22 protein-coding genes and 1 tRNA gene are annotated in these 19960 nt (G+C 36.4%); 19 read left to right on the forward strand and 4 right to left on the reverse strand.

Going from position 1 to position 19960, the window contains the following annotated elements:
* Positions 1 to 11 precede the first annotated feature (11 nt).
* The 8 genes from OPU68_RS05105 (at position 12) to OPU68_RS05140 (ending at position 7354) form a co-directional block, all read left to right on the forward strand.
* A complete protein-coding gene (locus tag OPU68_RS05105; protein ID WP_498472926.1) occupies positions 12 to 1289 on the forward strand; it encodes an NAD(P)/FAD-dependent oxidoreductase in 1278 nt (425 codons plus the stop codon).
* Between the two features lie 796 nt (positions 1290 to 2085).
* A complete protein-coding gene (locus OPU68_RS05110) occupies positions 2086 to 2589 on the forward strand; it encodes a CinA family protein (protein ID WP_498472927.1) in 504 nt (167 codons plus the stop codon).
* A gap of 163 nt (positions 2590 to 2752) precedes the next feature.
* The gene (locus OPU68_RS05115; RefSeq protein WP_498472928.1) at positions 2753 to 3208 is read left to right on the forward strand and encodes a hypothetical protein; all 456 of its coding nucleotides are present in this window, start codon (positions 2753 to 2755) and stop codon (positions 3206 to 3208) included.
* Positions 3209 to 3639: 431 nt separating this feature from the next.
* Positions 3640 to 4572 (forward strand): ring-cleaving dioxygenase, encoded by a 933-nt coding sequence (locus OPU68_RS05120; RefSeq protein WP_498472929.1) that lies wholly within the window; start codon positions 3640 to 3642, stop codon positions 4570 to 4572.
* 87 nt (positions 4573 to 4659) lie between these two features.
* On the forward strand, positions 4660 to 5613 hold the full coding sequence (locus OPU68_RS05125) for a VOC family protein (protein WP_498472930.1): 954 nt from the start codon (positions 4660 to 4662) through the stop codon (positions 5611 to 5613).
* 1 nt (position 5614) lies between these two features.
* Complete coding sequence (locus OPU68_RS05130) at positions 5615 to 6235, forward strand: alpha/beta hydrolase (protein WP_498472931.1); 621 nt, start codon at positions 5615 to 5617, stop codon at positions 6233 to 6235.
* 17 nt (positions 6236 to 6252) lie between these two features.
* Positions 6253 to 6600: a cupin domain-containing protein gene (locus tag OPU68_RS05135; RefSeq protein WP_498472932.1), complete on the forward strand. Its 348-nt coding sequence runs from the start codon at positions 6253 to 6255 to the stop codon at positions 6598 to 6600.
* 169 nt (positions 6601 to 6769) lie between these two features.
* The gene (locus OPU68_RS05140) at positions 6770 to 7354 is read left to right on the forward strand and encodes a Crp/Fnr family transcriptional regulator (RefSeq protein ID WP_498472933.1); all 585 of its coding nucleotides are present in this window, start codon (positions 6770 to 6772) and stop codon (positions 7352 to 7354) included.
* A gap of 83 nt (positions 7355 to 7437) precedes the next feature.
* Here the strand turns inward: OPU68_RS05140 and OPU68_RS05145 are convergent, their stop codons facing one another.
* Positions 7438 to 8421: a DUF6268 family outer membrane beta-barrel protein gene (locus OPU68_RS05145; RefSeq protein WP_498472934.1), complete on the reverse strand. Its 984-nt coding sequence runs from the start codon at positions 8419 to 8421 to the stop codon at positions 7438 to 7440.
* A gap of 13 nt (positions 8422 to 8434) precedes the next feature.
* Positions 8435 to 8794: a hypothetical protein gene (locus tag OPU68_RS05150; protein WP_498472935.1), complete on the reverse strand. Its 360-nt coding sequence runs from the start codon at positions 8792 to 8794 to the stop codon at positions 8435 to 8437.
* A 528-nt stretch (positions 8795 to 9322) separates the two neighbouring features.
* On the opposite strand from OPU68_RS05150, the gene OPU68_RS05155 reads away from it, so the two are divergent.
* From OPU68_RS05155 to OPU68_RS05195, 9 genes are all read left to right on the forward strand, one after another.
* Complete coding sequence (locus OPU68_RS05155) at positions 9323 to 10126, forward strand: sensor histidine kinase (RefSeq protein ID WP_498472936.1); 804 nt, start codon at positions 9323 to 9325, stop codon at positions 10124 to 10126.
* Complete coding sequence (locus OPU68_RS05160; RefSeq protein WP_498472937.1) at positions 10123 to 10833, forward strand: LytR/AlgR family response regulator transcription factor; 711 nt, start codon at positions 10123 to 10125, stop codon at positions 10831 to 10833. The genes OPU68_RS05155 and OPU68_RS05160 overlap by 4 nt, the downstream gene beginning before the upstream one ends.
* A 419-nt stretch (positions 10834 to 11252) precedes the next feature.
* On the forward strand, positions 11253 to 12179 hold the full coding sequence (locus OPU68_RS05165) for an SDR family oxidoreductase (RefSeq protein ID WP_498472938.1): 927 nt from the start codon (positions 11253 to 11255) through the stop codon (positions 12177 to 12179).
* A gap of 61 nt (positions 12180 to 12240) precedes the next feature.
* Positions 12241 to 12597, forward strand: coding sequence for a hypothetical protein (locus tag OPU68_RS05170; protein WP_498472939.1), 357 nt, complete (start codon positions 12241 to 12243; stop codon positions 12595 to 12597).
* Positions 12598 to 12610: 13 nt separating this feature from the next.
* Positions 12611 to 13513, forward strand: coding sequence for a helix-turn-helix domain-containing protein (locus OPU68_RS05175; protein ID WP_498473185.1), 903 nt, complete (start codon positions 12611 to 12613; stop codon positions 13511 to 13513).
* 130 nt (positions 13514 to 13643) lie between these two features.
* A complete protein-coding gene (locus OPU68_RS05180; protein ID WP_498472940.1) occupies positions 13644 to 14402 on the forward strand; it encodes an SDR family oxidoreductase in 759 nt (252 codons plus the stop codon).
* A 20-nt stretch (positions 14403 to 14422) separates the two neighbouring features.
* Positions 14423 to 15340 (forward strand): helix-turn-helix domain-containing protein, encoded by a 918-nt coding sequence (locus OPU68_RS05185; protein WP_498472941.1) that lies wholly within the window; start codon positions 14423 to 14425, stop codon positions 15338 to 15340.
* 118 nt (positions 15341 to 15458) lie between these two features.
* Positions 15459 to 16028 (forward strand): Crp/Fnr family transcriptional regulator, encoded by a 570-nt coding sequence (locus OPU68_RS05190; RefSeq protein WP_498472942.1) that lies wholly within the window; start codon positions 15459 to 15461, stop codon positions 16026 to 16028.
* Positions 16029 to 16107: 79 nt separating this feature from the next.
* Positions 16108 to 16971 carry an SDR family oxidoreductase gene (locus OPU68_RS05195; protein ID WP_498472943.1) on the forward strand — a complete coding sequence of 288 codons (864 nt, stop codon included), beginning with the start codon at positions 16108 to 16110 and terminating at the stop codon, positions 16969 to 16971.
* A 456-nt stretch (positions 16972 to 17427) separates the two neighbouring features.
* On the opposite strand, the gene OPU68_RS05200 is transcribed toward OPU68_RS05195, so the two are convergent.
* Together OPU68_RS05200 and OPU68_RS05205 are read right to left on the reverse strand one after the other, a co-directional pair.
* The gene (locus tag OPU68_RS05200) at positions 17428 to 17565 is read right to left on the reverse strand and encodes a relaxase/mobilization nuclease domain-containing protein (protein ID WP_498472944.1); all 138 of its coding nucleotides are present in this window, start codon (positions 17563 to 17565) and stop codon (positions 17428 to 17430) included.
* 250 nt (positions 17566 to 17815) lie between these two features.
* A tRNA-Arg gene (locus OPU68_RS05205) sits at positions 17816 to 17889 on the reverse strand.
* A 46-nt stretch (positions 17890 to 17935) separates the two neighbouring features.
* On the opposite strand from OPU68_RS05205, the gene OPU68_RS05210 reads away from it, so the two are divergent.
* Positions 17936 to 18988, forward strand: coding sequence for an ABC transporter substrate-binding protein (locus OPU68_RS05210; protein ID WP_498472945.1), 1053 nt, complete (start codon positions 17936 to 17938; stop codon positions 18986 to 18988).
* A complete protein-coding gene (locus OPU68_RS05215; RefSeq protein ID WP_498472946.1) occupies positions 18989 to 19804 on the forward strand; it encodes a CPBP family intramembrane glutamic endopeptidase in 816 nt (271 codons plus the stop codon).
* Positions 19805 to 19960: the final 156 nt, after the last annotated feature.

Below are 19960 nucleotides of genomic sequence, written 5' to 3' on the forward strand. Positions count from 1 at the left end.
ATAATTTTCAAATGTACAGTGAAAACAATATCATTATTATAGGAGGTGGATTTGCCGGAGTGGAACTGGCAGAGCGTTTATTGAAATCCAATATTGAAGCACATGTTACATTGGTCGATAAGAATAATTATAATTTTTTTCCACCATTGTTATATCAGGTAGCTACAGGTTTTTTGGATGTCTCAAATATCAGCTATCCATTCAGAAAACATTTCAGGGGACATTCTAATTTCACATTTCGTATGGGCGAGCTTAGAGAAATAAAAGCACGCGAGAACAAAGTCATTTTGAATAATGGGGAACTTACATATTCTGAATTAATAATAGCAACGGGAACAATCTCAAACTATTTCGGAAATGAAAATATCAGGAAAAACGCTCTTCCGATGAAAACTATTTCAGATGCAATAAACCTCAAGAATATACTTTTGGAGAGACTTGAAACGGCATCAAGAGCATCAAGTATTGAAGAAAAAAAGAAACTGACTACATTCGTCGTGGCAGGTGGCGGACCCACTGGTGTTGAAGTAGCAGGAATGCTGAGTGAACTTAGAAAAAATATACTATTCAAAGATTATCCCGAATTGAAAAATGAATTGTTTGAAATCTATCTAATAGACGGACTTCCTACCATTCTAGCTCCTATGAGCAAAGAATCCCAGAAATATGCGACCGAATCCTTGAAAGCTATAGGTGTGATCATAAAATTGGGTCAGGTGGTCAGGGATTACACCGATGGTATGGTACAACTTGCAGATGGTACAACCATAGAAACCTCAAATCTTATCTGGACCGCAGGTGTGACAGCTGAGGTATTTTTAGGTCTTCCAGAAAATTCTTACGGAAAGGGAAAGCGGCTTATTGTAGATGAGTTTAACAAAGTTAAGGGTCAGAATAATATATACGCAATTGGAGATACTTGCATAATGACAACAGATCCAGCATTTCCGCAAGGACATCCACAGCTGGCGCAGGTTGCGATCCAGCAGGCAAGACTTCTTGCATCCAATATAATATCTGAAGAAAAAAATCAGAGACGGAAATCATTCTTATACAATGATAAAGGGTCTATGGCCATAATTAGAAGGAATCGTGCTGTTGCAGACCTAAAAGGACCGATTAAGCATTTCAATGGATTTATTGCTTGGCTGATATGGGTCTTTATTCATTTGATGTCATTAATGAATGTAAGGAACAAGATTACCACATTTTTAAACTGGCTTAATTCTTATACAACTAAAGATCAGCCACTACGGATGATCATTGATCCTTCAGAAAAGAATACATAAAACAAAAAAAGTCATCTATTTAAGATGGCTTTTTAATGTTAATTTATGGTAGACCACCTCCACCAGCTGAACCGTAGATCTGTCACGGCGCAAAACTTCCTTTATTATCTGCAAACTGCACAAAGATCGAAGCCAATTCATCTGGTTGTCCAGGTCTTCCCAATGGCGTGTCACCACCACATAATCCAATGGCATAATTAACAGCATTACCGGATTATTTGAAAAGTATTCAGATACAGGGGGCCTTTCGCTTTTCAGGTTCCATTTACGCATTACGAAATAGCTATTTGATGGGAATTTGTGTAGAAAGCACTATAAGGACCGTCAAAGCAATGGAAAGGAACATTGTCAAGATTAGGAATTGAAAAATCCTTTACTAGGATAGTATATTCAAATTTTAACTTCATCCTTTTCAATATGACGGAGGTCATAATTTATCGAAACTAAAAATAATAATTTTGATTATAATCCCCATAGGGTGATCCATTAAGGCTATGAAAAACTTTTCCTTACAGTGAAATAGACTTGACTCGGGTAATAAGCAAAAGCATCATTTGTCTATAAGGATTTGCAATATATGTGATAACAATTTAGTAAAGTTAAGTATTATTAATCAGCGTGGTAAAAAAAGGTTAATGATGTTAAGTTTGTTTTGACAGAAATTTTGGACAGTTGCGACTATACACATAAAAGGGAGAGATCCGGCTGTTGTTGCATTTCAATAAAATAGCAATGAAATCTTTATTGTTAAAAACTTATTTGTCAATGTCAAAGTAACAAATCAAAATTATAATTCATGAAATTTTCAGAAATACTTCTACAAAAGATCAGCTATTATTTGAGAGATAGAAATGAGAAAATTTCTATTGCCGAAAGTGTTACCTCAGGATGTCTTCAGCTTGCTTTTTCGGAAATGCCCAGTGCGGAACAATTTTTTGAAGGAGGATTGACAGTCTACACTATTGATCAGAAAGTCAAACAACTAAATATTGACTATGATGAGGCAAAAGCTGTAAATTGTGTTTCCAAAAATGTGACGGAGGTTATGGCGCTTAATGTCGCAAAACTGTATGGAACTGAATGGTCTATTGCCACTACGGGATATTCAACACCGACACCGGAATCCGGAAACGAAATTTTTGCCTTTTATGCAGTAAGTTACAAGGGAGAAGTTATAGTATCGGATCGCATCGATCTGCAACCGCTTACAAAACCAATGGATGCTCAGAATTATTTTGCCGAGTGTGCTTTGAGCTGCCTGACCAGCGAAATTAAAAGATACTTACCAAAAGCACATTAACAAACAAAAATATTAAATATAAATTGAGGATATGGTATTTTAAAACCGCTGCGAATATAAACTTGATTTAAAACAAACTATAATACATAAAGTAATGTCTAAAACTACACTACTTCTAATACTGCTTAGTTCATTTTCATACAGCCAAAGCTTTAGCAAGCTTATGAGCTATTCTAGCTTTTACAATAAAAAGATAGATTCATTCATTAACTATATGAAGAATCCACCTGCTGTCAGTTCCTCAAATGCTGGCATTCAGCAAATGGTTTACGAGATGGACGGTTTTCATATTGGTATTGAAGAACATCCATCCAACAATGGCATCATCGGCGAAATGTTCATATTTCAGATTGAGGCACAAGATGCGCATTCCGACTGGCTGAAAGTTCACGAACAAATCAGCAATGACAGATCTTTCAAATTTATCAAAGGAATGTATGATGACAATTACATAAAACACAATGAACTTGAATTGGATCGTTTACTACTACTTTTGGAAAAAAACGATAAAAAACCTGATGTAAGATATGCGGTCAGATACAAAAAAGATCTTGCGTATTATACATTATCAGTCATCGACAGTAATATGGTGTTAACAATTGATGGGAAAAACCACTGACTCGTTTCCATTTACGATAAATCGTCTTTCAGAAACAATAATGCTCTTGTACGCAGACTCGCCATTTTAAGACAATCTTCTTATACTAATCTCCTGCTTGATCTTTCTATAACTCTATCATTAAATGACCAATCTATATCAGTTGTTAGATATTGTTTTACGAATCAACGCGGAAGACTATAGTAAGTTTAATCATTAATATAAAAAAAGAAATGGCATATACTGAACAGTATTACGGTCAACATCTTTTATTCATTGAGAACACCATTCGGTTCTTTCTAAAATATCTTTTGATCACTTTTTATTTTTCATAATGTGTAATTTTTACCCTCATTGATTTTAAAGGTTCTTGTATTTGTTAAACTAGTTTAATGCATAAGGTTTTTCCTTCGACTAAATTTGTACTATCAAATCATACAAAATCAAACAAAATGGAAAATAGAATTTTAGGATTGCACCACATCACAGCAATCGCCAACAACGCAAAAAGAAATTTGGATTTTTACACGCAGGTTTTAGGCTTAAGACTTGTAAAGAAAACGGTTAACTTTGATGATCCGGGAACATATCATTTTTATTTTGGAAATGAAACCGGAGCAGCCGGAACTATTTTAACATTCTTTCCTTGGGAAGGAATCGGGCAAGGGACAAATGGTTCTGGTCTGGCAACACATATTGGATATTCAGTCGCAAAAGGAAGTCTTGCATTCTGGAAAAACAGACTTCAACAGTTTAATGTAGCTTTTGAGGAAGGAGAAATATTTGATGAAGAGCTGATTTCTCTAAAAGATCCAGATGGACTTCAATTACAATTTATTGAAACGTCTACACCAGATGAAAGAAAAATTTGGACAACAGATGACATCAAAGATGAAAATGGATTGAAAGGTTTTCATAATGTCACTTTGACTTTAAAAAAAGCAGAGCCAACGATCAAAGTTCTAACAGACATTCTTGGTTATAAACTTCAGAAACAGGAAGGCGAAAGATACCGTCTTGCAACTGATGCAATTGAAACGGCAAACCTTATTGATATTATTGAAAATGATAAACTTGCTGCAGGTAAAAATGCTGCCGGAACCAATCACCACATCGCTTTCCGTGTAGAAAATGATAATATTTTGATGGAATTCCGTGAAAAAGTAATGTCTGCCGGATTAAATATCACGCCGAAAATCGACAGAGATTATTTCTACTCGTTATACTTCCGCGAACCAGGCGGCGTTCTATTCGAAATAGCAACAGACAATCCCGGCTTCACTGTGGATGAACCTTTGAATGAGTTAGGAAAAAACCTAAAACTTCCAAAACAATATGAATCAATGCGTCATCAAATAGAGGAAGCATTACCGAAGTTATCATAGATCATCATCCGTCATTACAATAAATTTTAATTTTGTAGTAATAAAAAGCTAATAGTCAACAACTTTCAACTTTAAATTAATAAAATTATGGCACTTATCACAGGACTTCACCATGTAACCGCCGTTACAGGCGATGCACAGGAAAATATAGATTTTTATACAGGTGTTTTAGGACTTAGACTAATAAAGAAAACCATCAACTTCGATGTTTCTGATGTTTACCACTTCTATTTCGGGGACGAGTTTGGAACACCGGGAACAATTATGACCACTTTCCCTTATGGAAAAGGTTTGGCAAGTGGAAGACACGGCAAAGGAATGCTGAATACGACCGCTTTTTCACTGTCAATGGACGCTTTGGATTATTGGCTGGAACGTTTGGATCAATTTAATATTCCTTACAAACAGCCGCAACAAAGGTTTTCAGGTGAGGTTTTTATTTATCTGGAAGATTTTGACGGACTAGGTTTGGAGTTGGTTTTCAATGTAAAAGATGATAGAGTAGGTTACGGCAATGGCTATGTACCTGTAGATTTTGCAATTAAAGGTTTTCATCATGTGGAACTTTGGGTAGATGCTTATGAAAAAACAGCTGCACTTTTGACAACGCAGATGGATCATCAATTAATAGCAGAAAGTTCTGACAGATTCAGATACGGAACAGAAGACAAGCCCGGAAAATATGTCGATCTGCTTTGCACGCCAAATGTTTTGAAAGGACTAGCAGGAAGAGGAACCATCCACCACGTCGCGTTTGCTACACCCGATAAACAATCCCAATTGCAACTTATTGACAATTTAAAAGCGTACGGGATGCAACTTACAGAAGTGAGGGATCGTAAATATTTTTCCTCGATTTATTTTAAAGAACCAGGCGGGGTTTTATTTGAAATTGCAACTTCAGGTCCCGGTTTCGACGTTGATGAGGAGTTGGCATCTTTGGGCGAGGATCTGATGCTGCCTGAACAATTCGAAGAAAAACGAGAACATCTGATAGATGTGCTTTCAAAAATTACTTATCCAACAGAAAAATTCAGATAAAATGAACCACACTTTAGATATAAAAACATCAGGCAAACCTCTTAATCAGGCAGAAAAGGCATTGATAATGATTCACGGAAGGGGCGGAAGTGCTCCGGATATTCTGAGCTTATCACAACATTTGAATGTTGAAGATTATGCTTTACTGGCACCGCAGGCCACCAATGGAAGCTGGTATCCTTTATCTTTCATTGCTCCTGTTGAAGAAAATGAACCTTGGCTGTCATCAGCCATTGAAACGATTGGTAAAACGGTGAAAACTGCTTTGGATAAAGGAATCAAGGCTGAGAATATTTATTTTTTCGGATTTTCGCAGGGAGCTTGTCTTACATTGGAATTTTTAGCTCGAAATGCTCAGAAATTCGGTGGAGCAGTGGCTATAATCGGTGGTGTAATTGGAGATAAAATCAATCGCGAAAATTACGGAGGTGATTTTGCACAAACGCCGGTATTCCTTGGAACAAGCAATCCGGATTTCCACGTTCCTGTAGAAAGAGTGTATGCAACAGCAAATATTTTAAAAGAAATGAATGCTTATGTGACCGAGAAAGTTTACCCAAACTTCGGTCATTCCATCAATCAGGAAGAAATTGAACTGGCAAATTCTATAATTTTCAAATAATCTCAATCAAAACAAAAATGAAAATTACAAGAATATTCAGTGACAAAAATGGCGATTCATATTTCGAAGACATTGAAATTCCATTAATTGATCAAGGAGAAATTGGCTTTCTGTCTGAAAACATTAATGTTAAAACATTACAGTTCAGAACCGTTTCTGCCGATTACGATTATGATTTTCACTGTGCGCCGCAACGACAATACATTGTTCTTCTGGATGGCGGTGTGGAAATAGAAACTTCATTGGGAAAAATAAGACAGTTTCAAACCGGAGAAATCCTTTTGGTAGAAGATACTTTCGGTAAAGGTCATAAAACCAAGAATCTGGTTAAGAAGAAGCGCACATCATTATTCATTCATCTATAAAATGGTGGATAGCGCTAACTGAAATAAATAGTAAAAAAATTTCATTGATAGAAATGTAGTGATTTTTCAGATTGAAAAAGAGTTTGATCAATTTTACTGATGCTAAAATGGATAGTTGTTTATCATAGTATAAACACTTTTTCATAATTTGCATCTATAAAATTTCTCTATGTTCGAAAATATCATCAAGAATGTAACACGATTCATCAGCTTAACAAAAGAGGAAGAAAAATTTTTCATAGATCTATTGGTCTTTGAGTCAATCCCAAAGAAAACTATTTTGTTACGGGAAGGCGAAATTTGCCATTTTGAGGGTTTTATACAGAAAGGATGCGTCCGTACATATTATTTAGATGATAATGGTTTCGAAGTCACTATTTTGTTCGCTATTGAGGATTGGTGGATCAGTGACATTGCGTCATTTCAGGATCAAAAACCTTCCAATTTATATATTGAAACCATTGAGGATTCAGAGATTTTCATGCTTACGCCTTTGACCAAAGAAAAACTGCTGCAGGAAATTCCAAAGTTTGAAAGGGTCTTTAGGATGTTAGTTCAAAGAAATCTTTATACACTTCAAAATCGGTTGGTCAATACAATTTCTAAAAGTGCCTCAGATCGATATTTAGAATTTATAAAAGTATACCCTACAATTCCTCAAAGAGTTGCACAATATTACATTGCCTCCTACCTTGGTGTTTCAAAAGAATTTGTAAGTACAATCAGAAAACGCTTGGTTTCCAAAGAAAGATGATTGTCTGAAATATAAACAAAATTAGCTGAGGTTCTGTAATTAATTATTGGTTTTCGATCTGACTTTAATGCTTAAACAGAGATTTATTGCTGTGCAGTTTTCTTGATGAACGGATCGAAAGACAGACCAACGTTCACATAAAATGTTGTTTGTGGTTTTGCCTGGAAAATATATGAACCGAAAGATTCAGATTTCTCAAATAAACGCCCTTCCACAATATTTTTCGCACCGCCCTTCAATGTTGCAACAAAAGAATTTCCAAGATAATGTTCATACATCAGTCCCGAATTAATCTCTATCTGCCGGAATTCGTATTTTTTATCCGTACTGTCGATATTATAAAGATACAATGATGTTCCATCCAATTCACTCCCAATCGAGAGCCTGCCATTCTCAGCAATTCTTTTTCTGAGGTACACGCTTTTGGGTAAAAGAATGTCGGCGATAAGACCATTATTAAATTTATGCTCATAAGTGAATGTCGGAATGACCGGTGTCTGAACGGAAGGATCTATGGCAACCAAAAGTCCCACGGTCATTTTGGTATTTGCATTGGCTCTCAAAACCATCGTCGCCGTCGCTATTCCGCGCAGTCTTTCAAAATGTTGTTCACTCCCGTCCACTGAGGCGCTGGCCGAATAGATCATCATCCTGTTGAACAGTTTTGCAAAATAAGTAAGACTCAAACTCTCGGAATGATAGTGATAATCTTCTTTGCTTCTGAAAAATAGGTTACCAGCAGGATCATTTATTGCCGTATTTGCTGAAACGTAGCGGTAATTAAGGTTAGTGCCCAATACCCATTTCTGTTTTTTGATCAAATTGATATTGGCACTCATTTTTGCACGGTAGAAATTTTTCACTTTTGCCTCTGCCAATTCCCGACCTCTCAATGTAGAAGAAAAAGTGTAAGGTGTCAACAGATTATATTCTATATTCAGTGCACGGGTAATCGGAAATTTCTCCGCGATGTACGCCATTGTTTTTGTGGACGTACTGTCCTTAACCTGTGAGAAGTAGAGTGTGCCGGTTATAACTGTTGCTAATAAAGAGAATTTTGCTTTCAAAATGTAAATGTTTTTATTTTATGGTTTCGACCCGGGATTGTAAGAAGTCAAGAGTGAATATTTTATCGTAGATCTTATCAAGCGATTTATCTGTCGACAATTTTTTGAATGATCCCGGATCATTGTATGTACAACTGCCGATGACGACGAGCCATAACTCTTTTAGACCCTCTCGTTTTTTAAAGTCCATTAATCTGGCATTGGAATAGTATTCACTTGCCGAAGACTCCTTTGTATTATCGAAAAAGATTACCCCGGTATGTACGCCGGAGTATCTGATGATACTGAACTTACATCGCATCCAATGAATGATCTCAATAGATGGATCGTATGATTGTATAAAACGGCTCAGATCTGCAACCTTCGTGATCATCTCTTCCTGTTGTTCGGCAGAGAGACAGGAATGCTCTATCTCTTTCACAATTTTTAGAAAACTTTCAACCTCCATAGATCAGATTTAGGAAGCAAAAGAAAGGATTTTAGATCTTGGTTTTTATTTTTTTATACCAAACACCCCTGAACTTCTACCAAATCCCATAATTTTTTTGGTAGTCGAAAACAGCTGTTTTGTATAAATTTATAAATGTACTATGGCAAATGATCTATTTTTGTAATGAATTAATATATTATGGAAGTCTATAACCACAATAAGAACAGTGGTATTATCAACTTTTTAGTGGATGCACGGTATCGCTTTTTTAGACACAGTTTGCTATTGCTGTGGTTGTTTTCGCTATTGGCCAATGTCAACTTTATTTCTGAGTTCACGGAAAATTCAAGGTACCTTCTTTTCCTTGCAGTGTTTATGACCTTTGTACTGATGATTTACATCAATATGTATGTGATTGTCCCCTTATTTTTTTTCAAAGGAAAGTATTTCGCATATCTTTTGGCTATACTGATGCTGTGTATCACAGGTCTCACGTTTCTCATTTTTATCATTGGAGATCTTTTCAATAATTATCATATTAATAATCAGCATCGGCAATTCCGGATCAATGAATATTTTGAGAGTGGGAATTTCGTTATGCTTTTTATCTTATTGACTACGACTATAAAACTGCTTCAAAGATGGATCGTAGACAGTACCAGAATGACGGAATTAAAGACCCTGACCATGAATCTCGAACTGAATGAGCTGAAAAATCAGATCACCCCGCATTTTCTGTTCAATATGCTCAACAATATAAAGGCACTGATCAGAAACAATCCTTTGAAAGCAACGGACATCATTGTGAGATTATCAGACCTGTTGAGATACCAGCTGTATGAGAGCAGCAATGAAAAGGTTAGGCTGACTTCCGAAATTAAGTTCATAACCAATTTTCTAAGTCTTGAAAAAATCAGAAGGGATCACTTTGATTTTTCGATCCAGATAAATGATGAATTGCCGGATCTGAGAACAATCGAAATACCTCCTAACCTTTTTATACCATTCGTAGAAAACGCAGTCAAACACAGCACGGAGAGCATAGAAAATGGAAACAGCATCAATATTACTTTTTTCATCACCAAAAAGGAAATATTTTTTTCGTGCAGTAATTCCATACCTATACAAAAAGAGCAGCATCAAAATCTCTATCGAGGTCTGGGATTGAAAAATATTACCCGAAGGTTACAGCTTTTATTTAATGAGGATGAATATAATTTAGAAATCTCATCGACAGTCAACCAGTATACCGTTAACTTAAAAATCCCAATATGAACTGTATCATTATAGATGACGAGCCATTGGCAAGAGAGGAATTACATTCGATGCTTGAAGAAATCTCAGGACCCACGGTCGTGGGAAGTTTTTCAAATGCGTTGGCCGCGGAAAAATTCCTATCAGGAAATGACGTAAACCTGGTATTTCTTGATATACAAATGCCTAAAATGACCGGATTGCAGTTTATTGAAAAAATGCCAAAAAGCAGTCTGGTCATTTTCACAACGGCGTATCCTCAATATGCGTTGGAAAGCTATGAGCTGGATGCCATAGATTACCTTCTAAAGCCTTTTGACAATGAGCGGCTGCGAAAAGGAGTTGAAAAAGCCCAACATTATAGCAATCTATTATCAGCCAATAAAGAAAACAGCCTTGAAAAAAGCACTTCAGAGTTTCTGATCATAAGATCTGAGAAAAAATTTTATAAGGTCAATTTTACAGACATCAAATACATTGAAGGTTTAAAAGATTATGTTTTGATCCATACCACGTCGCAGAAGATCATAGCCTCCATGAATCTTAAGACTATCCATCAAAAAATTCCTTTGCAAAACTTCATCAGAGTAAGCAAGTCTTATGTGATCAACAGTGAGCATATCACTTCATTTGACAGCTATTCGATCAATTTCGATGACAGGGAAGTTCCGATCGGTGAGATCTATAAAGAAAATTTCATCAAAATATTTACAAATGGATTGTTATAAGTTTTTAAATTCGCATTAGAACCTGTTTTAACCAACATCAACTTTAACTGTTTCTGAGATTGCCTTTAGTTTAGTATTTGAATGCCCTCAATCTTTCAATAAACTATTCAAAAATAAAACTGAAATGTCACCGCTGGAATTCCGCGAGGCGTTTAATTAGGGATGATTTTTACGGCCTCTTTTCTATGTTTTTTTGATTGTATTGGTGATTTTATGTTTCGTTTTAAATATGACGATGGTTGTCGGGTATTAGTTCTTTTGTGTCCTTGTCAGATATTACATTCAACGAAGAACATATTTTCGTACACTGATTGTTTAAATGCAATAGATTAGGATTTTTTTGACTACATCAACAGTCGTTTTGGATAAATCCAACATCTAATGTTGTCCCATCTTTGTATCAACAAAATAAATAAAAAATGGAAAACAATATTAAAAATTGGACAGCTGCAAATATTCCTCAAAGAAAAGACGGTTTAGCCGTAATCACAGGTAGTACAGAAGGTATTGGTTACGAAGATGCTTTGGCATTATCTTCTGCCGGTTGGAACGTGATTGTAATGGGACGAAACGCTCAAAAAGGAGCTGATGCAATTGCTAAAATCCAACAAATTAATCCCAAGGCAAAAGTGAGTTTTGAAAAAATAGACCTTGCGGACTTATCTTCCATCAAATCCTTTGCTTCGAGAATGATTGAAAGATGCGAAGCTATTGACTTATTGATAAATAATGCTGGCGTAATGACACCACCCAATAGGTTGGAAACTGCCGATGGTTTTGAGTTACAATTCGGTACCAATCATATTGGTCATTTTGCATTGACAGCCCAATTGCTCCCATTGCTTCGTGAAGCACCTAACGCTCGTGTGATTACCGTTTCAAGCGTAGCCAATCGTAACGGGCAAATTAATTTTGATGACCTTCAATCAACAGCTTTATATGTTCCAGGGAAAGCATATAGCCAGGCAAAAATTGCGAATTTAATGTTTGCTTTAGAATTGCAACGCCAAAGCGAAAAGCACGGTTGGGGCATTACAAGTATTGCTTCACATCCGGGTGTTTCCCGAACCAATTTATTGATCACTGGTGCCGGGAAATGGAGTATTCCAGGAATGATGCGAAGATTTTTTCCGTTTTTATTTCAGCCACAATCACAAGGAGCATTACCCACTTTATTTGCAGCCACTTCGCCAGAAGCTAAGGGCGGATTGTATTACGGACCTAACAAAATGAGTGAAACCCGTGGCTTTCCATCTATCGCAAAAATCCCTGAACAAGCAAATGATAAAGAAGTTGCTCAAAGATTATGGAATGTATCACAAAAGTTAGCAAAGGTTGAGTTTTAATATTTCGATGAAATTAAAAGAATTCAATAAATTAGTAACATAAGTTTTTAAAAACAAAACGATGGTAAAAAGTATAATTTCTTTGGTGTTGTTGGCAGTGTCGGTTTTTCTGGCATTCAAACACGGTTGGGACACATTTAATTACAAAAAACATCCCGAAGCGATGAAAATGATGGGCGAACTGGGCATTACCGAAACAATGATACCCGTTTTCGGTGGGGTTACATTATTAGTTGGTGCATTATTGCTTATCCCCAAAACATTTTTCTTAGGCAATGTGCTCAATGCTATTTCCATATTAATAATAATGGCATTGGCGATGAGGATTGGAAATTTCAAAATGGTATTGATGGAAATTCCGTTTTTGATGATGCCTTTGGTGCTGATTTGGCTGAAATATCCGTTTTTAAAAAATTAATCAAATCTGAATGATGGAAAAACCGATCCGAATAAAAACCATTTCAGAATTACACAAATTAATGGGTTTGCCTAAACCGCATCATCCATTGATTGAAATCATTGATTTATCCAAACAAAAAAAGGATACAGGAATTTTTGCTGTGATATTTGATTTGTACGTGATTACTTTAAAAAGAGGTTGCAATAAATTGTTTTACGGACAACAACAATATGATTTTGATGAGGGCGTAATGGCATTCTTATCACCCGGCCAAATTTTACGTGGAGAGAGTGACAACATTCCCGAAAATATAGATGGCTGGATGTTGTTTATCCATCCCGATTTTTTATGGAATACTTCTTTGGCTAAAAAAATAAAACAATACGATTTTTTTGGCTATACCACCAATGAAGCCTTGTTTTTATCGGATAAGGAAGAAACAATGATAAATGGTATTGTTGAAAACATCAAAAACGAATATCAGACAAACATCGACCGGTTTAGCCAAGATATCATCATTTCACATTTAGAAACTTTGTTGAATTATTCGGAACGGTTTTACCAAAGACAATTCATTACCCGTAAGAAAACAAATCATCAAATCCTCGACCGGTTGGAAGTATTACTTTCAGATTATTTCAACAGTGATGATTTGGTTTCAAAAGGATTGCCAACCGTTCAATACATTTCAGACCATTTAAATGTTTCGCCAACCTATCTGCGTAGTTTACTCAAAACATTGACAGGTCTGAATACGCAACAGCACATTCACGAAAAACTGATTGAAAAAGCAAAGGAAAAATTATCAACAACTGATTTAACGGTAAGTGAAATTGCTTATGAATTAGGTTTTGAGCATATGCAATCGTTCAGCAAACTGTTTAAAGAAAAAACCTCTCAAAGTCCGCTGGAGTTTAGGGCTGGTTTTAATTAGATAACATCATCCAATCTTTACTAAACTAAAAACACATTCAACGATTTTGTTATAAGAAACCTCAGTTGGGTTACAAACAACATTTTAGATAGACTGACCTTTGTTCTTCAAACATTTAAAATTAAAAGAAATGAAAAAGGCATTAATTACAGGAGCGAACAAAGGCATTGGTTTGGAGGTAGCAAAACAATTGTTACAAAAAGGGTATTATGTTTATCTGGGTAGCAGAGATTTAAAAAATGGTAAAGAAGCCGTCGAAAAATTAAAAAATGAAGGGCTCAAAAATGTTGAATTGTTAGAAATAGACGTTACGAATCAAGATTCGGTAACCAATGCCCGGATTGAATTGGGCAGGAAAACACAGGTACTGGACGTACTGATCAATAATGCCGGTATCAATGGAATAGAATTTATAGATGGTAAACCTTTAATGCATACCGCAACAGAAACGGATGTAGATGTTTACAAGAAAGTTTATGAGGTAAATGTTTACGGTGTGATAAGAGTTACGCAAGCGTTCCTAGATTTATTGCGAAATTCATCAGCACCGAGAATTGTCAATGTAAGTTCAAGCCAGGGCTCGCTCACTTTACACAGCGATCCAAATTTTATTCACTACAACTTCAAAGGCTCGGTATATCAATCTTCAAAATCAGCCTTAAATATGTACACCATTGTGCTGGCGTATGAACTAAAGGACTTGCCCTTTAAAGTAAATGCCGTTAGCCCAGGTTCTACAAAGACAGATTTTAACCATAATTTGGGGCAAGGTTCTGTTGTTGATGCCGGCAACCGAATTGTAAAATACGCCATCATTGGCGAAGACGGGCCGACAGGTAAATTTTTCTCGGAAGATATGAATACGGTTACCGGCGAAATTCCGTGGTAGAAAATCACTAAATTTATGAGATGAAAAAGGACAAAAATATTCCTTACAATTACAATTCACTTACAGAATTGCATCGGATGCTTGGATTGCCTAAACCCTTGCACCCGTTGATTAGTTTTTTTGATAATACCAATAGAAAGATAGATTACAGCAACATAGCCGACCTTCGAACTTCAGCATTTTACAAGATCTCTTATAAGTCGAATCTTAGCGGGCAGTTAAAATACGGCCAACATTATTATGACTTTGATGAAGGCGGATTGTTTTTTGTATCGCCCAATCAGGTTACTGCAAACAGCGATAATAACGGCGACCAATCTGGTTATACTTTACTGATTCATCCCGACTTTTTATTGACTTATCCTTTAGCAAATAAGATAAAGCAATATGGCTTTTTCGGCTATTCTGCCGATGAAGCATTGCATCTTTCAGATAAGGAAAAAGACACCATTATTTCAATTTTCAAAAATATTGATGAAGAATTGCAAAGCAGAATTGATGATTTCAGTCAAGATGTAATGATCTCACAAATAGAAACTTTACTCAATTACAGCAATCGATTTTACAAGAGACAATTTATAACCCGAAAACAAGTAAATAACGACCTTTTACAAAAAATGGAGAAAATTTTGGAAGAAGCTTTTAAAGATGAAAATCTGGCAATTCAAGGAATTCCGACAGTTCAGCATCTTTCAGAAAGCCTCCATCTTTCGCCAAGCTATTTGAGTGATATGTTACGTTCTTTAACAGGGCAAAACGCACAACAGCACATTCAAAACAAAATCATTGAAAAAGCAAAAGAAAAATTATCTACTTCTGATTTATCAATTTCAGAAATAGCCTATGAATTAGGATTTGAATATTCGCAATCTTTCAGTCGCTTATTTAAAGCTAAAACCAGTCAAAGCCCGCTGGAGTTTAGGTCTAGTTTTAATTAGAAACATCATCTACTTTTAATAACTAAAAACCATCCGAGATTTTGTTATAAAACCAACCTGAGTCACTTTTTACCAAATGGTAATTCTTTAATTAAAATCGCTTCCTAACTTTACAACAATGGAAAAATTAATTGAATATATACTGCATTTTGGCAATTTGGACCAACAGCAAATCGACTTTATCAAAAGCAAGGCAACGGAACTGGAACTGAAAAAAGATGATTATTTTTCCGAAGCAGGAAAAATTCCAAAGTACATTGGTTTTGTTTTGGAAGGCGTTTTTCGTTTTTGCTATTACAATAATAAGGGCGAAGAAATCACTTATTATTTTATTAGCGAAAACAGTTTTGTTTCAGACCAGCAAAAATTTGATGCACAAGCAGCAGCAACTGAATATATCCAAGCTGTTACCGATTGTAAAATGCTGGTGTTCTCTAAAAAAGATTGGGACGAAATTTTAAATACAATTCTGGATTGGGATAAGATTGCCGCTAAAATAACGCACAAATGTTTAACCGAAGCGATGGACAGAAGAAGTCCGTTGGTTTCGGAAGACGGAACTACCCGTTATCTGTCATTCCTCGAAAAATATCCAATGCTGATCAACCGTTTTCCGCTTTCATTGGTCGCTTCGTACCTGGGTGTTACCCAACAATCGTTGAGCAGAATCAGAAAAAACATCCGCTAAAAATCTCTTTTTACCAAATGGTAAATGTTTTCATTTTTAAAGTTCGGAAATTTGTATCATTAATTTAAAACAAAATATAATGAGCAAAAAAGTTGTATTAATAACAGGAACAAATAGCGGATTTGGTTGGCTTACCGCAAAAAGTGTTGCAGCCTTGGGACACCAGGTTTATGCAACAATGAGAGATACAAACGGTAAAAATTCAGATAAAGCAAAAGCCCTTTCAGAGGTAGAAAACATCACAGTTTTGGATGTTGCACTTACGGACGAAAATAGTGTGCAAAACGCCATAGATACCATCATTGCAAAAGAAGGAACAATAGATGTTTTGGTAAACAATGCGGGTTTTAGCAGAAACGGTGTGGCCGAAAGTTTTACCACCGCCGATGTGCAAGAAATATTCGATATCAATGTCATCGCACCTTGGCGATTGATGAAATTGGTGCTGCCATTTATGCGTAAACAATCCGAAGGTCTCATCATCAACATCACCAGCGGATTTGGCACAGTTTCTTTTCCTTTTGCAACAATGTACAGTGCTTCAAAATTTGGTTTGGAAGGTATCAGCGAAGGTTTGCATTACGAAGTACGACCTTTGGGTATTGACGTTGCCATCCTGCAGCCTGGTGCTTTCCCGACAGAGATGTCACAAAAATTCAACCCTGGTTCCGATGCTTCGGTTAACGATGGTTATGAAGTCATAGCAGATTATCCTAATAAAATGGGTGCGGCTGTTACGAAGGCATTCGAAACCTTAAAACCTAATCCGCAAGATGTTGCAGATGCCGTAGTAAATTTAATCGGCTTACCAAAAGGTAAACGCCCGATAAGAACCAATGTTGACCCGTTCACAGGACAATACCTCAAGGCAGCAAATGATGCCGTACAAGTTGAATATGATAAAGCGCTAACTGCCTTTGGAATGGGAGATTTGTTGAAGTAAAATATTGAAACCATCTAATCTTTATCGCATTCACTAAATTTAAAACCTTCTAAAAATAGAGGGTTTTATTTTTTTGGTGACTGGGCTTTTATTATTTGTTAATTTCTTTTTCTTTTTTTTCATCTTATTGGCAAAATCTTGTTCTTCATAACCTGCATCATTCCTATGCACTACTATTGATACCCTATTCGCCTAACTGTTTTTTAAAAGACTGCTCATCACTAGTTGATTTCAGGACAATGCTAATCGCAGCTTTAATGGTTAGCTTTGTTGGATGGTCTTTCAAAGCTTCCTTGCTTTTTGCAAAAATGCAATTGCTAAGTTGGTAGCCCTATGTTCTTTCCGAATAAGGAAGTCTGGCAAATGACTAACGACAGCAGCTATCTGACTTTTCACATCACGACCTGGTAATTTACCGGACTGAAAATCTTATTATCCCGTTGATTTTTTTACCGGTTACGAATATAAGACTAAATTCTTTTCCAGTTCCCGACAGACTTTCATAGAGCAAACCTTTTCAAATTGATCAGAGATCTTTTCTCCTTCTTCATCAACACATACTGAAACAATATGGATATGGCTGCGGTCGACCACTACAAACAATTCACCTCCGACATATATTCGAAAAGGGGTACATATCAAAAGAGATCAATGAGCTTAATGAAAAAGTTGCTAATGCAAAAGATAAATATCTTGCGGACAAATTAGATGAAAATCGAATTTGACGCAAAATTTTCAAATATCTAAAATAAGTATTGTTGCCCAATGTATCTAAGTATAACAACGGATTAGGAAATAAAAAAAAACCGACATAAGAGAGTGAAAACTTCAAATGTCGGTCTTGTGAACTCGACAGGATTCAAACCTGTAACCTTCTGAGCCGTAATCAGATGCGCTATTCAGTTGCGCCACGAGTCCGTTTTATTGGTTTGCAAATATAGTACTTTTTTGCTTTCTTTGGAAGATGAAACGCATTTTTTTACTCTTAATTTTATTTCTTTTTTCAATTTCCTGCAAAAAAGAAATCAGTCAGAAAACAAACAGTAATATAACCATCTCATCACGAGTGAATTATATTGAGAATTCTGACAACCTGACTTTAACCTCAGGAAAATTCAAAAATGTAATACCGACTAAAAATCTGCCGTTCAAAAAAGCAATGTTACTCAATTCTAGCTTGATTGGCTTCTTTTCTGAACTTAATATAGAAAATAAAATCACCGGCGTCTCCAGTCCGGAATATATTTTCTCGGAAAAAATCCACCAGCTAATCAACGAAAACAAAATCCTCAACATCGGAAACGAACAAAAATACGACATCGAAAAAATCCTTTCCAACAAACCCGATGTCATCTTCACCAATTACGTTCCCAACTTCGCCAACACGTATGAAGTCTTGAAAAATAACGGCATCGAACTCATTTTCCTCGACGATTTTATGGAACAGAATCCATTAGAAAAATCAAAATACCTTTTGCTCTTCGGAAAGTTATTCGGCAAAGAAAGAGAAGCGGAAAAAGCCTATCAAAACATCGAACACAATTATAAGAAAATCCAAGCCTTAAGCAAAAATTCAAAATCAAATTCCTTGGTTCTCTGCAACGAAATGTACGGTAGCCAATGGTTTCTACCAGGCGGAAATTCCTTCGTAGCCAAACTCATCAACGATGCTGGCGGAAATTATATCCTGAAAGACAACAAAGAATCCACCTCAGTTCCACTAAGTTTCGAGGAAGTTTTCATCAAATCAAAACAAGCCAATTTTTGGATTAACATCAGTCCGCACAAAAACAAAAAAGAACTCCTAACGCTCAATCCAAATTATTCCAAAATGGACGTTTTCAATTCCGGCAAATTATATATGATAAACAACCGCGAAAAAGACCAGGCCAACGACTATTTCGAAAGTGGCGTTGTCCGTTGCGACGTGGTTTTGAGAGATTATTTCAAAATTTTTCATCCAGAAGACGTAACTTTCCAGTCAGAACCGTTGGTCTATATCAAAGAACTTAAATAAATGCAGGAACAAAATTACAAAGTCGATTTTTTCATCGGAATCATCCTCGTGGTCGGGCTTTTCATCGGGCAATCATTCGCGTACGCCATTGGTTTGGGTCTGTCGGCGTTATTCAACCAGGACATCAGCGAATCCGGCGGTTTCAACATCTTTATGTACTGCGCAACGATGCTCACGCCCGTTTTATTCTTCGACCTTCTAGTCGTTAGAAAAGAAAAAAAGAGACTCAATTTCGACTTTTCCACCAAACCATTTCGCGTCTATTTATTGATATTCCCAATGATGTTCGGAATGATGCTCGTCGCCGATTACACCACGCAACTCATCCCAACAGAAGGCGGAATCCTCGGTCCGATTTACGAACTCTACACCAAAGAATTCGCAAAACTCCTCAGAGACCCGGTCGCACTGGTCATTATGACCGTCATCCTCGCACCAATCCTGGAAGAAATCCTTTTCCGAGGCGTCATAATGAAAGGAATGATAAACAACAAAGTCGCTCCAGTCACCGCGATTATCGTCTCCGCCTTGATTTTCGGCGCTGTCCATTTCAATCCGTGGCAATTTGCCGGCGCATTTTTGCTCGGTTTGGTATTAGGTTTGGTGTACTACAAAACGAAATCTCTGCTGATGCCGATATTGTTGCACGCCTTCAATAACTTACTGTCCGCATTGATGATGATGTACTCGGATTCAGAAACTTTTTCCGGATTATTTAATGTAAACAAAGAACTTCTTCTTGTCGCCGGCGTGGTAATTTTCGCAATTCCATTTTATTTTTTCGCCATCCACAAGAATATTATTTATAAAGATTAAAATTATGGCAACTTATCCGCCCTCCGTTCCCGCTATTTTTTGCCAGGGCTTTTCCAACAGCAAAAAAATGAGCTCCACTCAGGTCGGGTTGCGCTTCGCAAGGTTCAACATTTGCCATCCAATCAAGTTTCGTCAAAGCATCGAACTTTCAAAAAT

It is taken from the genome of Chryseobacterium sp. TB1-D10 (assembly GCF_059803555.1).

What these genes read in the sequence shown, in the direction of transcription:
- OPU68_RS05105 (WP_498472926.1), top strand. Translation starts at nt 12, where the DNA reads ATGTACAGTGAAAACAATATCATTATTATAGGAGGTGGATTTGCCGGA.
- OPU68_RS05110 (WP_498472927.1), top strand. Translation starts at nt 2,086, where the DNA reads ATGAAATTTTCAGAAATACTTCTACAAAAGATCAGCTATTATTTGAGA.
- OPU68_RS05115 (WP_498472928.1), top strand. Translation starts at nt 2,753, where the DNA reads ATGAGCTATTCTAGCTTTTACAATAAAAAGATAGATTCATTCATTAAC.
- OPU68_RS05120 (WP_498472929.1), top strand. Translation starts at nt 3,640, where the DNA reads ATGGAAAATAGAATTTTAGGATTGCACCACATCACAGCAATCGCCAAC.
- OPU68_RS05125 (WP_498472930.1), top strand. Translation starts at nt 4,660, where the DNA reads ATGGCACTTATCACAGGACTTCACCATGTAACCGCCGTTACAGGCGAT.
- OPU68_RS05130 (WP_498472931.1), top strand. Translation starts at nt 5,615, where the DNA reads ATGAACCACACTTTAGATATAAAAACATCAGGCAAACCTCTTAATCAG.
- OPU68_RS05135 (WP_498472932.1), top strand. Translation starts at nt 6,253, where the DNA reads ATGAAAATTACAAGAATATTCAGTGACAAAAATGGCGATTCATATTTC.
- OPU68_RS05140 (WP_498472933.1), top strand. Translation starts at nt 6,770, where the DNA reads ATGTTCGAAAATATCATCAAGAATGTAACACGATTCATCAGCTTAACA.
- OPU68_RS05150 (WP_498472935.1), bottom strand. Translation starts at nt 8,794, where the DNA reads ATGATCACGAAGGTTGCAGATCTGAGCCGTTTTATACAATCATACGAT.
- OPU68_RS05155 (WP_498472936.1), top strand. Translation starts at nt 9,323, where the DNA reads ATGCTGTGTATCACAGGTCTCACGTTTCTCATTTTTATCATTGGAGAT.
- OPU68_RS05160 (WP_498472937.1), top strand. Translation starts at nt 10,123, where the DNA reads ATGAACTGTATCATTATAGATGACGAGCCATTGGCAAGAGAGGAATTA.
- OPU68_RS05165 (WP_498472938.1), top strand. Translation starts at nt 11,253, where the DNA reads ATGGAAAACAATATTAAAAATTGGACAGCTGCAAATATTCCTCAAAGA.
- OPU68_RS05170 (WP_498472939.1), top strand. Translation starts at nt 12,241, where the DNA reads ATGGTAAAAAGTATAATTTCTTTGGTGTTGTTGGCAGTGTCGGTTTTT.
- OPU68_RS05175 (WP_498473185.1), top strand. Translation starts at nt 12,611, where the DNA reads ATGGAAAAACCGATCCGAATAAAAACCATTTCAGAATTACACAAATTA.
- OPU68_RS05180 (WP_498472940.1), top strand. Translation starts at nt 13,644, where the DNA reads ATGAAAAAGGCATTAATTACAGGAGCGAACAAAGGCATTGGTTTGGAG.
- OPU68_RS05185 (WP_498472941.1), top strand. Translation starts at nt 14,423, where the DNA reads ATGAAAAAGGACAAAAATATTCCTTACAATTACAATTCACTTACAGAA.
- OPU68_RS05190 (WP_498472942.1), top strand. Translation starts at nt 15,459, where the DNA reads ATGGAAAAATTAATTGAATATATACTGCATTTTGGCAATTTGGACCAA.
- OPU68_RS05195 (WP_498472943.1), top strand. Translation starts at nt 16,108, where the DNA reads ATGAGCAAAAAAGTTGTATTAATAACAGGAACAAATAGCGGATTTGGT.
- OPU68_RS05210 (WP_498472945.1), top strand. Translation starts at nt 17,936, where the DNA reads ATGAAACGCATTTTTTTACTCTTAATTTTATTTCTTTTTTCAATTTCC.
- OPU68_RS05215 (WP_498472946.1), top strand. Translation starts at nt 18,989, where the DNA reads ATGCAGGAACAAAATTACAAAGTCGATTTTTTCATCGGAATCATCCTC.